The 15,420-nt window shown below is 57.0% G+C and carries 17 protein-coding genes and 1 tRNA gene; 11 read left to right on the top strand and 7 right to left on the bottom strand.

Annotation, left to right across the window (positions count from 1 at the left end; all coding sequences use genetic code 11):
• Window positions 1–17: 17 nt before the first annotated feature.
• Window positions 18–1,196 carry an alpha-hydroxy acid oxidase gene (locus tag H1S06_RS00965; RefSeq protein ID WP_181736410.1) on the top strand — a complete coding sequence of 393 codons (1,179 nt, stop codon included), beginning with the start codon at window positions 18–20 and terminating at the stop codon, window positions 1,194–1,196.
• Window positions 1,197–1,347: 151 nt separating this feature from the next.
• On the opposite strand, the gene H1S06_RS00960 is transcribed toward H1S06_RS00965, so the two are convergent.
• Window positions 1,348–1,647, bottom strand: a complete 300-nt coding sequence (locus tag H1S06_RS00960; protein WP_181736409.1) for a hypothetical protein — start codon at window positions 1,645–1,647, stop codon at window positions 1,348–1,350.
• 249 nt (window positions 1,648–1,896) lie between these two features.
• Between H1S06_RS00960 and H1S06_RS00955 the strand changes: the two genes are divergently transcribed.
• From H1S06_RS00955 to H1S06_RS00940, 4 genes are read left to right on the top strand one after another with little or no spacing between them, the layout of a single operon-like run.
• Window positions 1,897–2,718 carry a symmetrical bis(5'-nucleosyl)-tetraphosphatase gene (locus H1S06_RS00955; RefSeq protein WP_181736408.1) on the top strand — a complete coding sequence of 274 codons (822 nt, stop codon included), beginning with the start codon at window positions 1,897–1,899 and terminating at the stop codon, window positions 2,716–2,718.
• A 3-nt stretch (window positions 2,719–2,721) separates the two neighbouring features.
• Entirely contained in the window at window positions 2,722–3,039 is a 318-nt protein-coding gene (glpE, locus tag H1S06_RS00950; RefSeq protein ID WP_181736407.1) for a thiosulfate sulfurtransferase GlpE, read from the top strand.
• Complete coding sequence (locus H1S06_RS00945; protein ID WP_181736406.1) at window positions 3,039–4,169, top strand: hypothetical protein; 1,131 nt, start codon at window positions 3,039–3,041, stop codon at window positions 4,167–4,169. The genes glpE and H1S06_RS00945 overlap by 1 nt, the downstream gene beginning before the upstream one ends.
• Window positions 4,166–4,903: a pteridine reductase gene (locus H1S06_RS00940; RefSeq protein WP_181736405.1), complete on the top strand. Its 738-nt coding sequence runs from the start codon at window positions 4,166–4,168 to the stop codon at window positions 4,901–4,903. The genes H1S06_RS00945 and H1S06_RS00940 overlap by 4 nt, the downstream gene beginning before the upstream one ends.
• Here the strand turns inward: H1S06_RS00940 and folK are convergent.
• The gene (gene folK / locus H1S06_RS00935; protein ID WP_181736404.1) at window positions 4,894–5,412 is read right to left on the bottom strand and encodes a 2-amino-4-hydroxy-6-hydroxymethyldihydropteridine diphosphokinase; all 519 of its coding nucleotides are present in this window, start codon (window positions 5,410–5,412) and stop codon (window positions 4,894–4,896) included. The genes H1S06_RS00940 and folK overlap by 10 nt on opposite strands.
• Window positions 5,412–5,768: a dihydroneopterin aldolase gene (folB, locus tag H1S06_RS00930; RefSeq protein ID WP_181736403.1), complete on the bottom strand. Its 357-nt coding sequence runs from the start codon at window positions 5,766–5,768 to the stop codon at window positions 5,412–5,414. Before folB ends, folK begins: the two co-directional genes overlap by 1 nt.
• A 145-nt stretch (window positions 5,769–5,913) precedes the next feature.
• On the opposite strand from folB, the gene plsY reads away from it, so the two are divergent.
• Window positions 5,914–6,486 carry a glycerol-3-phosphate 1-O-acyltransferase PlsY gene (gene plsY, locus H1S06_RS00925; RefSeq protein ID WP_181736402.1) on the top strand — a complete coding sequence of 191 codons (573 nt, stop codon included), beginning with the start codon at window positions 5,914–5,916 and terminating at the stop codon, window positions 6,484–6,486.
• Window positions 6,487–6,491: 5 nt separating this feature from the next.
• Here the strand turns inward: plsY and tsaD are convergent, their stop codons facing one another.
• Entirely contained in the window at window positions 6,492–7,520 is a 1,029-nt protein-coding gene (gene tsaD / locus H1S06_RS00920; protein WP_181736446.1) for a tRNA (adenosine(37)-N6)-threonylcarbamoyltransferase complex transferase subunit TsaD, read from the bottom strand.
• A 213-nt stretch (window positions 7,521–7,733) separates the two neighbouring features.
• Between tsaD and rpsU the strand changes: the two genes are divergently transcribed.
• From rpsU to H1S06_RS00895, 5 genes are all read left to right on the top strand, one after another.
• Window positions 7,734–7,949 (top strand): 30S ribosomal protein S21, encoded by a 216-nt coding sequence (gene rpsU / locus H1S06_RS00915; RefSeq protein ID WP_181736401.1) that lies wholly within the window; start codon window positions 7,734–7,736, stop codon window positions 7,947–7,949.
• Window positions 7,950–7,997: 48 nt separating this feature from the next.
• Window positions 7,998–8,441: a GatB/YqeY domain-containing protein gene (locus tag H1S06_RS00910; RefSeq protein WP_181736400.1), complete on the top strand. Its 444-nt coding sequence runs from the start codon at window positions 7,998–8,000 to the stop codon at window positions 8,439–8,441.
• A gap of 35 nt (window positions 8,442–8,476) precedes the next feature.
• Window positions 8,477–10,354: a DNA primase gene (dnaG, locus tag H1S06_RS00905; protein WP_181736399.1), complete on the top strand. Its 1,878-nt coding sequence runs from the start codon at window positions 8,477–8,479 to the stop codon at window positions 10,352–10,354.
• A 175-nt stretch (window positions 10,355–10,529) separates the two neighbouring features.
• The gene (gene rpoD / locus H1S06_RS00900) at window positions 10,530–12,386 is read left to right on the top strand and encodes an RNA polymerase sigma factor RpoD (protein ID WP_181736398.1); all 1,857 of its coding nucleotides are present in this window, start codon (window positions 10,530–10,532) and stop codon (window positions 12,384–12,386) included.
• A gap of 60 nt (window positions 12,387–12,446) precedes the next feature.
• A tRNA-Ile gene (locus H1S06_RS00895) sits at window positions 12,447–12,523 on the top strand.
• Between the two features lie 395 nt (window positions 12,524–12,918).
• Here H1S06_RS00895 and tnpC read toward each other — a convergent pair.
• The 3 genes from tnpC to tnpA are packed head-to-tail and all read right to left on the bottom strand — an operon-like array spanning window position 12,919 to window position 15,336.
• Window positions 12,919–14,604: an IS66 family transposase gene (gene tnpC / locus H1S06_RS00890; RefSeq protein WP_181736332.1), complete on the bottom strand. Its 1,686-nt coding sequence runs from the start codon at window positions 14,602–14,604 to the stop codon at window positions 12,919–12,921.
• Window positions 14,605–14,650: 46 nt separating this feature from the next.
• Complete coding sequence (tnpB, locus tag H1S06_RS00885; RefSeq protein WP_181736331.1) at window positions 14,651–15,019, bottom strand: IS66 family insertion sequence element accessory protein TnpB; 369 nt, start codon at window positions 15,017–15,019, stop codon at window positions 14,651–14,653.
• A complete protein-coding gene (tnpA, locus tag H1S06_RS00880; RefSeq protein WP_181736330.1) occupies window positions 15,019–15,336 on the bottom strand; it encodes an IS66 family insertion sequence element accessory protein TnpA in 318 nt (105 codons plus the stop codon). The genes tnpB and tnpA overlap by 1 nt, the downstream gene beginning before the upstream one ends.
• Window positions 15,337–15,420 lie beyond the last annotated feature (84 nt).

Here is a 15,420-nt window from a genome sequence, read left to right as displayed (position 1 = left end):
TACTCAAGGAAAGCACCATGCCCTCACTGTCCCAGTGCCACAATATTTCCGACCTGCGCAAGCGCGCCAAGCGCAAACTGCCGGCCCCCATGTTCCATTACATTGATGGTGGTGCCGATGATGAATGGAGCATGCGCCGGAATACACAGGCATTCGACGACTACGAACTGCTGCCAAGCTACCTGCGCAATGTGGATAAAATCGATCTGACGACTCATGTGCTGGGAACCGAACTGCAACTGCCGTTTTTTCTTTCTCCGACCGGCATGTCGCGCCTGTTTCATCACGAAAAGGAACTTGGTGCCTGCCGTGCTGCCGATACCTTCGGCACGCTCTATGGCCTGTCCACCATGGCGACCACCAGCCTGGAAGATGTAGCGGCCGAGACTCCCGGACCGAAAATGTTTCAGATCTACATTCTCAAGGACAGAGAACTGACCCGTGAATTCGTCCAGCGCTGCAAGCACAGCGGCTATCAGGCACTCTGCCTGACAGTCGATACCCCTCTGGCCGGCAATCGAGAGCGTGACCTGTACAACGGCATGACCATGCCTCCCAGAATCACGCCGCGCAACCTGCTCAGCTATGGCACCAGCTTCGAGTGGCTGTACAACCTGACCCGCGACTCGGACTTCCGGCTCGCCAATGTAATCCACCGGGTAGATGCGCTGGGCCAGGGCGCCATGGCACTGATCGATTACGTTAACAGCCAATTCGACCGTACCGTCACCTGGGAAGATGCCGCCTGGCTGGCCGAGCAATGGGATGGCCCCTTCGTGATCAAGGGCCTGCAGACACCTGAAGACGCCCGGCGTGCAGCCGATATCGGTGCTACGGCTCTGATGATTTCCAATCACGGCGGACGACAACTGGAGGGGGCTCCAGCGCCAATCGACTGTATCGCCCCTATCCGTGAGGCTGTCGGTAATCGACTGGAGCTGATTGTGGACGGCGGCATTCGCCGTGGTGTACACATTATCAAGGCCCTGGCACAAGGCGCAGACGCCTGCTCTATCGGTCGGCCCTATCTGTATGGCCTCGCATCAGGCGGAGAGCGCGGTGTAGAACGGGCCCTGACACTGCTCAAAACCGAAATCGAGCGTTCCATGGCCCTATTGGGCGTCAGCTCCGTTACCGACCTGGGGGCCGAGCACCTGCAGTACCGTCCAACCCGCTACACGTCTGCAAGCGACTGAGCCACACCGCTAAGCCCCAATAAAACATGGGGCTTAGCCGCTAAAACAGCGTCCAGATCCCCCCAGCCTGCTGCTTTATCCCTAAAGCAGCTGTGCTACCGCACCTGACCAGAGCTTGGCCGAAACCGTGATTTATCATTTTTAATAACTTTTATGATTTGGATACACGCTCCAACAGCCAGCCTCCCTGCTGACGCTTGTTCAAGGCCTTGAGTTCGTCAGCTGCACGATTACTGCTGATCCGTTGATTACCTAGGTCACGATAGATACGATTGGCGGTACGTCTGCGCTTAATGGCATCACCCACATCCAAAAAGCTCTCCAGCGCTTTCAAAAGCGGCAACCAGATACTGCCCGCAGCCTCCTCGTTATGCCCTGTTGCCGCTGACTCGACCCTGCCAGCCGTCTGTAGACGAGACTCGATTAAATGAATTTCAGCCTGCGAATTCAAACCCGATAACCGGCCACCAGCAGCCAGTGCCTATCCGGATAAAACAAGCACATACGAGTAATACGACCTTTATGGGATCACTGTATTATTTCACAGCCCGGCCACTCCTTAACAGTGGCCTAAGGGATGAAATAATACATCTGTTTGTTTTGTAAAAATTAAAAGACTTCAATCAAAACAAATACTTTCAGGTTCACGCTCAGTTCGACACTAAGCTATCATCATCTTTTTCATTGACACGGATATGACATGGCAACCTACGCGATCGGAGATATTCAGGGCTGTTACGACGAGTTCCGGTACCTGCTGGAGCAGATCAAATTCACCGAAGCAGATCGGCTTTGGCTGACAGGAGATCTGGTGAACCGTGGCCCCCGCTCGCTTGAAACCCTTCGTTATATCCGTCAATTGGGCGATCGCGTGATTACGGTCCTCGGCAACCATGATCTCCACCTGCTGGCCCTGCATGCCGGCGTCGGCCGCAAGACCCACCCCACACTGGATCCCATTCTTCAGGCCCCCGATTGCGATGTCCTGATGCACTGGTTACGCCACCGCCCCTTGCTGCATGAGGACAAGGCATTGGGGTATGTCATGACCCATGCCGGCATTCCACATATCTGGTCACTGAAACAGGCACGCTCGTATGCCCATGAACTGGAACAGGTGCTGCAAGGGCCCGAGCACCTTGAATTCTTTCATCATATGTATGGCAATCGCCCCTACCGCTGGCGCAACGATCTGGCTGGCCATAACCGCTGGCGAGCCATCACCAACTATCTGACTCGCATGCGTTTTATTCAGGCCGACGGCACTCTGGAGTTCAAGGCCAACGGCAGTCCCGGCACGGCTCCGGACGGATACGCCCCCTGGTTTGAGCAACCACGTGAAAAACCGCTTAAACGTCACCAACTGTTTGGGCACTGGGCCGCCTTCGGCTTCAATCAATTGCCGGACATCACCGCCCTCGACAGCGGCTGCGTTTGGGGAAATGCCCTGACAGCCGTTAGACTGGAGGACGGCAACTGGTTCAGCCAGCCCTGCCCCGGCAACCGAACACCCGGAGAATGAATTTTGACCGATTACCGCTGTATCAACACCGCACAAGCCTGTGAACTGATCGATCAGGGCGCCCAAATCGTCGACATCCGTGACGAAGGCAGCTATGCCGAACTACACATCAGCGGCGCTTACAACCTGAACAACCACAATCTGCCCGAATATGTCGGCCAGGCCGACTTTGACGCCCCCCTGATCGTCTGCTGCTACCACGGCATCAGCAGCCAATCTGCGGCCGCCTATCTGGCACATCAGGGCTTTGACGAAGTGTATAGTCTGGACGGCGGCTTCGAGGCCTGGCGCACCCAGTGCCCTGAGCGCTGCGAACGCTGATGGATATCTACCTGGTTGGCGGTGCCGTCAGAGACCGGCTGTTGGGCCTTGAGGTCAAGGATCGGGACTGGGTGGTGGTCGGAGCAACGCCCGATGACATGCTGGCGCGCGGCTTCAAACCCGTCGGCCAGGACTTCCCTGTCTTCCTGCACCCGGATTCCGGCGAGGAATACGCCCTGGCTCGAACCGAACGCAAGAGCGGCAAGGGCTACACTGGCTTCACCTTCCACGCCAGCCCCGAGGTCACACTTGAAGATGACCTGATTCGCCGCGACCTGACCATCAATGCCATCGCCCAAAGTGAAGATGGTGAGCTGCATGATCCCTGCGGCGGCCGTCGCGACCTGGCACTGCGTCTGCTACGCCATGTTTCGCCCGCTTTTACCGAAGACCCCTTACGGGTACTCCGCGTCGCCCGCTTCTATGCCCGCTTTGCCCATTTGGGCTTCAAAGTAGCAGAGGAAACGCTGGCCCTGCTGAGCGACATCAGTCGCGGCGACGAACTGGAGCATTTAACCCCCGAACGGGTCTGGCAGGAATGCCAGCGTGCACTGAGCACGCGTTCACCTGCATGTTTTTTTCAGTTGTTGCAACAGGTCGGAGCACTCGGCCAGGTACTCCCCGACTGCATCAACCTGTCATGTGATCGCTTACAGCAGCTGCTTGCTCACCTCTCCCCCCCTCAACCAGCCGAACGCGTTTTTGCTCTGCTGACCTGGACGCTGACCGAGCACCTTTCCCTTAAGGATGCCCGGGCCCTCATTATCGAACTGTGCAACCACCTGCGGATTCCCAACCGCTTCCGCGACCTGGCACTGAAGAACCGCGAGCATGGCCGGGCACTGGGCCAGTTTGATCAGCTCGACGCCGAGCAGCGCCTGCTCACGCTGAAAGGACTGGATCTGCTGCGACGTCCCGAGCCACTGGAAGACCTGCTGATGATCGGGCGCGCCATCACACCCGGCTTGCCGGAAAAACGCCTGACCGCCCTGCAGCAATTGTTGCAGGAGATAAAAGCCATCGATAGCCACGCACTCATGGCAGAAGGTTATACCGGCAAAGCCCTGGGCGAGGCATTGGCACAACGCCAACTGGAACACTGCATGCGTTACCGGGAAGCCGTCTCATGAATCAACCTCCACGCGCTCTGATCACCGGAGCCGCTCGCCGCATCGGTGCCAGTATCGCCCGCCACCTGCACAGAGCCGGTTATGACATTATTCTGCACTACCGCCACTCCAGTACCGAGGCCTGTGCACTGCGAGATGCCCTGAACCGGGCCCGCCCCGGCAGCTGCTTCTGCCTGCAAGCCGACCTGGACCAAATGGAAGATGTCGCCCGCCTGACTGCCGATATCCGGCATTCCGGCGCCCTCGACCTGCTGGTCAATAATGCGTCCAGCTTTTATCCGACACCGATCGGAAGTGTCAACCAGGCAGACTGGGACAAACTGGTCAACAGCAATCTGCGAGCCCCCTTTTTCCTGAGCCAGGGGCTTCACCCTCTGCTCAAACAATCCCGTGGCAGCATCATCAACCTGATCGACGTGCATGCCGAGCGCGGCTTGTCCGACTATCCGGTGTACTCCATCGCCAAGGCGGGATTACGCATGATGACACTGACTCTAGCCCGTGAACTGGCCCCCGAGGTTCGTGTTAACGGCATCGCCCCCGGCCCCATTCTATGGCCCGAGGCCGAAGCGACACTCAGCGAGGAAGCACAACAAGATGTGTTGAGCAAGACACTGCTTGCCCGTATCGGGCGACCGGATGACATTGCCGAAGCCGCACTCTACCTGGCCCAAGCCGGCTATGTGACCGGCCACATTCTGGCCGTTGATGGCGGGCGTTCGCTCTACGGCTGATTCCCGTTCGAGATCCGGCGCCCGCGCCACTCAAAATCGACGGGCCAAAGCACCTGTTCATACTCGTATTGCTGCCACAACACCTCATAGGTATCGCCCAACACCGGGTGACAAACATCCGGTGCCAGCTCGGCCAATGGCCTCAATACGAAGGCATTATGCAGTATTTCGTCCCGAGGCAGCTGTACACCAGACTCCGGCTGCTTCCGATCGCCATAGGTCAGGATATCGATATCGAGCGTCCGCGCACTGAAACGCGGCCCCGTACGGTCCCGCCCATTGTCATCTTCGATACCCTTGAGACAGGCCGACAGCTCGGCCACGCCCAACCCGGTATCCAGTCCAACCACCAGGTTATAGAAATTGCTGCCCTTGAACCCGACCGACTCGCTTTCATAAACCGACGAAATACACAGCTTGCCAAAGCGCTCGGCCAGAGCATCAAGCGCCGCACAGATATAGCGTTCACGCTCACGATTGCTGCCCAGGCCGAGATAGACCCGCGTCATCAGCTCTTTGCTCCCCGTTCAATGATTACGCCCACATCTCGCGCCCCTCGCACGGCGCCGGGCTTACTCAAGCGCAGACGCAACCAGGGCACATTGAACTCGTCCTGCACGATTCGAGCAATCTCTTCGGCCATGGTTTCGACCAGCAGAAACTCGCTTTCACCAATAAAAGCGCTCAGTCGCTTGGCGACTGTCTTGTAGTTCAGTGTACTGTCGATATCTTCCGTTGCTGCAGCCGCTCGAATATCCGTACCCATTTCCAGATCCAGACAGACGGTCTGTCGCACCTCTCGCTCCCAGTCGTAGATGCCAATCACGGTTTCGACCTGCAGCTCACGTATGTAAACGATATCCATCCTATCTCCTGATCTGTTATTGCGTGCCGGGCGTTTGAGCCCCGGTGCGCGCTTGTATATGCTTGTTGCAGCGGCCTGTCAATTTATCACGCCACCCAGCGGCAATGCGTCGTCATCACGGCTGGCACTTGTAGCGGACCCTTAGATGCCTGATTCTCTGTTGCTGTTATCTGCCTACCTGCTCGGCTCCATCCCCAGTGCAGTCTTAATCTGCCGCGCTCTGGGACTGGATGACCCACGCAGGACCGGCTCGGGTAATCCCGGCGCAACCAATGTTCTGCGCACGGGAGGCATTCAAGCCGCCGGGCTCACGCTACTGGCCGATGTCGGCAAGGGCGCCGCAGCCGTTCTGCTGGCTTTCAATACCGGCACTTCCGTCCTGCTGCAGGGGTGGGTCATGCTGGCAGCCGTATGCGGCCACCTGTTCCCGTTTTTCGCCCCTACCAGAGGCGGCAAGGGCGTCGCCACCACCCTCGGCTGCTCGCTGCTGCTTGCCTGGCCTCTGGCCCTGTGCCAGCTGGCCCTTTGGGGGTTGATGTTCATGCTCGGACGCATCTCCTCGCTGGCCTCCATTACCACGGCTGCCGCAACCCCCCTGCTCTGCTATTTGATCATTCCCGCCCTGCTGGTGCCTTTCATCCTGACATCGCTGCTGTTGCTACTTAAACACGGAAACAATATCCGCAGGCTGATCAATGGCCACGAGCACCGCCTCTAGTCTGATCAGATCGCATCCAGTGTATCCAGCGGCCAGCGCGGACGCGCCAGGATGGTCAAATCAGCACTTTGGCCTGCCAGCAGACGCTGGCAACCGGCATACGCAATCATGGCACCATTATCGGTGCAGAATTCAGGTCGCGCATAGAAAAGCCCCGCGCGCTCCTTCTTCACCACTTCGGCCAGACGTTCTCGCAAGCGCTGGTTGGCACTGACGCCTCCGGCAATAACCAGCTGCTTCATGCCGGTGTGCTGCAGTGCTCGGCGGCACTTGATCGCCAGTGTTTCCACCACGGCATCTTCAAAGGCACAGGCGATGTCAGCCATGGTCTGAGGGTCGATATTGCCATCATCATCACGGGCGCCATTGGCCGTATTCAGGGTAAATGTTTTCAAGCCTGAAAAGCTGAAATCCAGTCCGGGTCGATCCGTCATCGGCCGGGGAAAACGATAGCGTTCACGATTGCCCTGCTGAGCCAGCCTGGCGATCAACGGTCCACCCGGGTAATCCAGCCCCAGCATTTTGGCAGCCTTGTCGAATGCTTCGCCCGCCGCATCATCAAGCGATTCACCCAACAATTCATACTGGCCGATCCCCTTGACGCTCACCAACTGGGTGTGGCCACCAGAGACCAACAGTGCCACAAAGGGGAAAGACGGTGGATTATCCTCCAACATCGGTGCCAGCAGATGACCCTCCATGTGATGGACACCGACTGCCGGCACACCAAGACCCAACGCCAGCGCCCGCCCAGTCGAGGCACCAACCATCAGTGCTCCGATCAAGCCCGGACCCGCGGTGTAGGCCACTGCATCCACATCCGCCAGCGCCAGCTCCGCCTTGGCCATCACCTCACGAATCAACGGCAACAGCTTGCGCACATGGTCACGGGATGCCAGTTCCGGCACCACACCACCGTATTCAGCGTGCATTTTCACCTGGCTGTACAGCGCATCGGACAGCAGGCCCTGCTCACTGTCATACAGCGCCACGCCGGTTTCGTCACAGGATGTTTCTATGCCCAGCACTCGCATATCGGCCCCTCGGTACAATCGCTTCATAACACGCGTAATCAGACACGCGATTCAACAAGACGTTATTATCCTCCAGTTGACGCTAAAATTCACGGGGTTCCGGCTTTACACTCTGCGACAGCCTGACTAAAATATGCCGCCTTCTTTCTGTATCTTTGCCTTGCGCCTATATTGGAAGAAGTATCCAACATCAACCAAACTGGGAGAATCCGAATGCCTCAGGTTAAAGTTAAAGATAACGAGCCGTTTGACGTTGCTCTGCGTCGTTTCAAGCGTTCTTGCGAAAAAGCCGGCATCCTGGCTGAAGTACGTCGTCGTGAATGCTACGAAAAGCCGACTGCCGTTCGTAAGCGTAAAGCTGCTGCTGCCGTCAAGCGTCACGCCAAAAAACTGCAGCGCGAACAGTCTCGCCGCGTACGCCTGTACTGATCTGAATACTCTGTAACCTGACCCGAGCACACTCGAAAGGAGCATTCGATGTCTGATCTGAAAAACACTCTTACAGAACAGATGAAAAATGCCATGCGCGCCAAGGACAAAGTCCGTCTTGGCACCATTCGCCTGATCCAGGCGGAGATCAAGCGCATCGAGGTGGACGAGCGCATCGAACTGGATGACGCCCGCGTCCTGACAGTGCTGGACAAGATGGTAAAACAGAGACGCGACTCCATTACCCAGTACGAGGCTGCTGAGCGACCCGAACTGGCAGAGAAGGAGCAGCAGGAGCTGGAGGTGATTAAAACTTTCCTGCCGCAGCCACTCAGCGACGCTGAGATCACTCAGATTATTGATGACGCCATCGCCGAATCCGGCGCCAGCTCCATGCAGGACATGGGCAAAGTGATGGCCATCGTCAAACCCCTGGTTCAGGGTCGTGCCGATATCGGCAAGATTTCCGCCCAGGTGAAGCAGAAACTCTAAGGGTCCGCATACGCTGACCTGTCTGCGGAGCAAACATGGCAGGTCGAATACCCCAACATTTTATTGACGATCTACTGGCCCGCATCAACATCGTTGATGTCATTGACGGCCGCGTCAAACTCAAACGCGCAGGCAAGAACTATTCAGGCCTCTGCCCGTTCCACAAGGAAAAAAGCCCGTCATTCTCGGTCAGCCCCGACAAGCAGTTCTACTACTGTTTCGGTTGCGGTGCCGGCGGCAATGCTCTCGGCTTCCTGATGGAATACGACCGCCTCAACTTCCCCGAAGCCGTTGAAGAGCTGGCCAAGCTCGCCGGTATGGAGGTTCCCCGCGAAAAGGGACACGCGGTCGACCATCAGCGCGAACAGCAGCTCAAGCGCCAGTTCGAAGCACTGGAGCAGGCCAACCACTTTTTTCAGCAGCAGCTGCGTCACTCATCCGAGCGACAGAGAGCCGTTCATTACCTGCAGCAACGGGGACTCAGCGGCCAGATCGCGGCCGCCTTCGGAATCGGTTACGCCCCTCCCGGATGGGACAATCTGCTGAATCATTTTGCCGCCGTGGATAACGCCACCGCCCTGCTGGAGCAGTCCGGCATGGTTATCCACAACGAAGACAAGCAAAGCCATTACGACCGCTTCCGTGATCGCATCATGTTTCCGATTCGCGATGTACGCGGGCGCGTACTAGGCTTTGGTGGGCGCGTACTGGGCGATGACAAACCCAAATATCTGAATTCGCCGGAAACCCCGACCTTTCACAAGGGGCGCGAGCTATACGGTCTTTACGAAGCTCGCAAGCATAGCAACCAGCTGGATCGCTTGCTGATCGTGGAAGGTTACATGGATGTGGTCAGCCTGGCCCAGCACGGTATTCACTGGTCCGTCGCCACCCTGGGTACCGCCACCACCGAACAGCACCTGGAACGCCTGTTCAAACTGGTTCCCGAGGTGATCTTCTGCTTCGACGGCGACCAGGCCGGTCGTACAGCCGCTCTGCGCGCTCTAAAAACCACCCTGCCGGTCATCCGAGACGGCCAGGAAGCCCGCTTCCTGTTCCTGCCCGATGGCGAGGACCCCGACACACTGGTACGCCGTGAAGGCGAAGCAGCCTTTAGCGAACGCGTCACCCAGGCTTTGCCCTTGAGCGAATTCTTTTTCAAATCCCTGAGTGAGGACGCCGATCTGAGCAGCATGGATGGCCGCGCCCGCTTCAGCAATGCAGCTCTCCCCTTGATCAATGCCATGCCTGGCAGCCTGCTCAAGCAGATGATGCTGGACCGAATTTGCGAAATTACCGGCCTGAACCTGGATCAGCTCGGCAGCGTTATCGACCTTCATCAGGCGACCAGCAAAACCGCAGCACAGACTTCAGCAGGCAGTTCAGGCAACGCTCCCGCGTACGACCATTACGGTCATGATGATTACATCGACGCCGCCCAGCCAGACTATTCGGCACCAGCGCCGGCGGCACTTCCAATCAGCGCTCGTAATCAATCGCGCAACCTCGTCAATCAGGCGGTATCCATTCTGCTGCACCGCCCCGAACTGGCACGAAACGCCCCCCCGGCCGACAGCTTCCGCACCCTGCTGGAAACCAATATCGATGTACTGATCAATTTGCTGGACTACCTGCAGAAAGACCCGAACAACTCGCTGGGCACTCTGCTGGTCGACTGGCAGGACGCCGAAGCACATCGGTCGGACCTGATGCTGCTGAACGAGATCTCACACCTTGATCCCATACTGGGTGATGTCGACGCCGGCAGCCTGCTGGATGATACTCTCAAGCGTCTTCTCGCCCGCCGCCAGGAAGCTCAACTGGATCAGCTGTTGAAAAAGTCGCGACAATCCCCATTAACAGAGCAGGAAAAGCGCGATTTGCAGCAACTGCTGCTCGATCGACAACATTGATATGCCTGACGTTTTCCGGCAACCGCCTGTTTTTTGGTCTATCCTCTTAACGGTGCAGTCGCTATCGTGCATGCCGCCATCGGCTACCAGTAGCCGAAAACGCCGTGATCGGGTATAATATTGCGCTCATTTTCCGCCATCAGTCACATCAGCATTCATTCGTTGCAGGGGTTCTATGTCAGATACATCCCAACAGCAGTCTCGTCTTAAGGAACTGATCGCCCGAGGTAAAGAACAGGGCTATCTTACCTATGCCGAGGTTAACGATCACCTGCCGGAAGACATTGCAGACCCGGATCAGGTCGAAGATATCATCCGCATGATCAACGACATGGGGATCCGTGTTGCGGAAGAAGCGCCGGATGCCGAAGATCTCCTGTTGAGCGGCGGTGATTCCGCCGACGAAGCCGATGACGAAGCCGTTGCCGCACTGGCTGCCGTAGAGTCCGACGCCGGTCGCACGACCGATCCTGTCCGCATGTATATGCGCGAAATGGGGACCGTCGAACTCCTGACCCGTGAAGGCGAAATCGACATTGCCAAGCGCATTGAAGAAGGCATTCGCGAAGTCATGATGGCCCTGTCCCGCTTCCCGGGCAGCGTGGAGGTCATTCTTGACGCCTATAACCAGGTCTTGCAGGAAGAAGGTCGCCTGAGCGATATCTTCAGCGGTTACATCGACCCTGATTCCGACGTCCCCGAAACCGAAACCGAAGCACCGGTCGAACTGGATGAAGAAGACCAGGACGATGAACGTGACGACGATGAAGACGAAGATGAGGACAAAGAGGGCAAGGATGACTCCAACGAAGAGAAGGAGCGTGGTCCCGACCCCGAAGAAGCTCGTCAGCGCTTTGGCCTGATCCAGGAAAACCTGGAAAAGCTGTATGCGGCTCATCAGCGCGGCGCTTCTGTCGACGAAATCGAATTTGCCTCCATGGCTCTGGCCAATGCATTCGCACCGATCAAGCTGTCACCGCGTTTCTATGACCTGCTGGTCGAACGCGTACGCGAGTGCATCGCCAATATCCGCAAGCAGGAGCGCACCATCATGCGCATCTGCACGCAGCGCGCCAAGATGCCACGCCCTGAATTCATCAAAACCTTCCCGGGTAATGAAACCAATCCCGAGTGGCTGGAAAATCTGGCCAACAGCGGCAAGCCTTATGCCGCCTCCGTCGGCCGCAGCATGCCGGACCTTCAGCGTGCCCAGCGACGCCTGCTGCAGATTGAAGATGGCGCAGGCTTGACTCTGGCCGATATCAAAGAGGTTAACCGCAACCTCTCCATCGGCGAAGCTCACGCCCGTCGCGCTAAAAAGGAGATGGTTGAGGCCAACTTGCGTCTGGTGATTTCCATCGCCAAGAAGTACACCAACCGCGGCCTGCAATTCCTGGACCTGATTCAGGAAGGTAACATCGGTCTGATGAAAGCGGTGGACAAGTTTGAATACCGTCGTGGCTACAAGTTCTCCACCTATGCAACCTGGTGGATTCGCCAGGCGATCACACGCTCCATCGCCGACCAGGCACGTACCATCCGTATTCCGGTACACATGATCGAAACGATCAACAAGCTCAACCGTATTTCCCGCCAGATGCTGCAGGAAATGGGTCGCGAAGCGACACCCGAAGAGCTTGCGGAACGCATGGAAATGCCGGAAGACAAGATCCGCAAGGTCCTGAAGATCGCCAAAGAACCGATTTCCATGGAAACACCGATCGGTGACGACGAAGATTCCAGCCTGGGCGACTTCATCGAGGACACCACCCTGTCCTCACCAGTCGATACCGCCACAGGTGAAGGGCTGCGTGAAGCCACCAAGGAAATCCTCTCTGGCCTGACCGCACGAGAGGCTAAGGTACTGCGCATGCGCTTCGGTATCGACATGAATACCGACCATACGCTGGAAGAGGTAGGCAAGCAGTTCGACGTGACGCGTGAGCGTATCCGCCAGATCGAAGCCAAGGCTCTGCGCAAGCTGCGTCACCCAAGCCGCTCAGACCACCTGCGTACGTTTATCGACGAATAATCGTTTACAATCATCATATTGCGCCAATGACTAGACATGCTATCATTGGCGCTCCTCTCCGGGCCTATAGCTCAGTTGGTCAGAGCAGTGGACTCATAATCCATTGGTCGCAGGTTCAAGTCCTGCTGGGCCCACCATTTATATCAAGGGGTTACACACTTCCGGATTGAGAGCAGTACCGAAAGTGTCCATAATGTGTCCATCTGGATACAGAGCGGACTGCACACGGAGGTACCATGCGTCTTGATCCTAGTGAACGTATCAACCTTGAATCTATTACCCTCAAGCCTTCCTGACTTCAGTTAACTCGGATTTCCTCTTATAGAACCACTCTTCATTATTGCATGCTAGATAGAATCATTTTATTCCTCTGAAGGTTGAGCTTAAAGTGCTCTAATAGAATGACGCCGATGCAATGCAACACTCCGGTCAAGGCTGACCAATTCCCCAACATCAGTCTAATTTTCCGCCTACAAATCTGGCGCTATCACATGATGCAGAGGTATCCGCCGTTAAAACGACCCACTTGCCCTTAACTGTACTGCGCCACTTTTTTTGAAGTACGTTCCAGCTCAACATTCCAGGGCAGCAGTCGCTCCAGCTTTTCCAGGGTGTCAGCATCGGCGATGCGCTCCAGCACATGCCGGATGTACGCCGAGGGTTCCAGGTCGTTGGCTTTGGCCGTTTCGATCAGGGAGTAACAGGTGGCACTGGCGTGAGCGCCCTGCGGAGTATCCGCGAACAACCAGGCCTTGCGCCCCACGGCGAACGGGCGGATGGCATTCTCGGCCAGTACGTTGCTGATATGCAGGTCACCCCGCTTACAGTAGCCGATCAGGGTGGGCCACTGGTTCAGGGTGTATTCCATCGCTTTGCGAGTTAGCCCGCCTTTCATCACACGCCCCACGTTCGCATCCAGCCAAGACTTGAACACTTCCAGTTTGGGGAGGCTCAGCTCCTGACGGATCCGGTAGCGTTCGTTAGGGTTCAGGTCCTTGATCTGACGCTCGATGGCATACAGCTTGTTGATGTGGCCAAGTGCCACATCCGCTTTGGACAGCTTGGTCTGTTTGCCTTTACCCGCCGGCTTGGCCCCTTTGGTCGCTTCGATAAACTTACGGCGGGCGTGATCCCAGCAGCCGATACGGGTCAGCTCATTGGCTGAACAGATCGGCGCATAACCGGAGTAACCATCCGCCTGCAGCACACCCTTGAAGTCATCAAGCAGGCGCACGGGCACCGCTCCACTTCGAGAGGGATCATAGGCGAACAGGACGGAAGGTTGGCCCGGTGGTCCGCCACGGGTCACCCACATCCATTTATCGGATTGGGCGGCTTTGCCATCCTCTTTGAGTACCTGGATCCGGGTTTCGTCAGCCTGCAGGTAGGCCGCACTGTTCTGCGCTTCCCGCATCAGGTTGATCAGGGGTTTGAACACCTCATCCAGACGGATGATCCAGTGCGCCATGCGGGTGCGGCACAGCTCATGGCCCAGACGCTTGAACATCTGCTCTTGCCGATACAACGGCAGACCATCGGCATATTTGGAGGTGATCAGGTAGGCCAGCAGGGCCGGGGTGGCGATGCATTTGCCCAGCGGGTGTGTCGGGCGAGCCGCGGCCAGGATACGCTCGTCGCCGTTCTCCTCGAACACCGCTTTTTCCTGCCAGTATTCCAGTACTTTGAGCTGGGCGGGGATATAGTCCAGCTCTTCCTTGACCTTGGTGAAGAAGGTTTTGACCGCCCCGGCCTTCTCTTCATCACTCAGCTGCAGCTCGATACGCTCACGCAGCAGGTGATCGGAGAAGCCGCGCTGACGGCGCTTGGGTGCAGGCGTGACAGCAGGGGTATCACCTTCAGCGGCTTCAATATCGTCCGGGAGCTGATCCCGCAGCTGATCGATCTCGGCTTCCAGTTCGGACTCATCGAAGAGGTGGATCTGGTGGGCCGTTTTCTCACTGCTGGCCGCGAACCGCTGGATGCGTTGCAAGCGCAGCATCTCTTCCAGCAACAGGATGTATTGCTCGCGCTGCTGGAGTTGCCGGTCACGCGCTTTGACGGCCTGATCCCGCTGCTCAAGCACTTGGTTTTGCCGTTCAAGCTCATCCTCTTTCGAGGCCAGTTGCTGCTGCAGCCCGGCCACCATCGACAGCAAGTCAGCGGTCGATAAACTGCTGATATCAGGCGTCTTTGAGGTGGTTTCGGGCTGTGTTTTCATGGGCAAAATTATATCAAAAACAGCCAGTTGAAGCACCCAAAACCGGCTATCCAACGGCCTCATACTGCAAGGTTTTATGGCCTTGCAGCAGGCTGATATCATAGCCATCGAGCAGCCAGTTGATCTGCTCGCCGGTCAACGGCATGAGCTCATCAGCCGGGCTCGGCCACTTGAATTTCTCTTCGGCCAGCGCCTTGTAATAGAGGATAAAGCCGTTGTCCTCCCACATCAGGCACTTGATCTTGTTACGCTGTCGGTTGGTGAAGGCATACAGCGCACCGGTGAAGGGGTTCTGTCCCAACTCCTGTTCAATCAGCACCGCCAGACCATTGGCCTGCTTGCGAAAATCAATGGGCTCACGGTACAGATAGATCTCGGGCATGGACCGAGAGGGACGAAGATACCGCGGTTTCATCAGAGCTGCCTCAGGATCGCGCCGAGCAGGTCGACATTACCGGCATGCAGCCCTGTAATGGCCATGCCGCCGGGAAGCTTCAGGGTCAGATCATCCGATAGCGGTGAAGCGGCCACCTGGGTGACGCGAGCAAAGCCGGATGTTGGTGTACGCTCGGTATCGGTCGCATCATCTGTACCTTCGAGCTTGCGGCGCCAATAGACAAACTGGTGATAGGACAGTGACTGCTGTTTGCAGAAAGCAGCACCGGATAGCCCGGTATCACGCCAGTGTTCAATGTGCTGTTGCCAGTAGTGTGTGCGCTCGGCTGAGTTCATGCTGGATTCCTCGCGTAGGTGACGATGGAATCAGTGTGCGGCGGTCAGTGGCTGGAAAAAAGGTGCTGATTTAAGGGCGCTTAC

The organism is Marinobacterium marinum, from assembly GCF_013868415.1.
Taxonomy (GTDB): domain Bacteria; phylum Pseudomonadota; class Gammaproteobacteria; order Pseudomonadales; family Balneatricaceae; genus Marinobacterium; species Marinobacterium marinum.
Note: the sequence above shows the minus strand (reverse complement) of the source record. Positions and strands in the feature narration are given on the sequence as shown.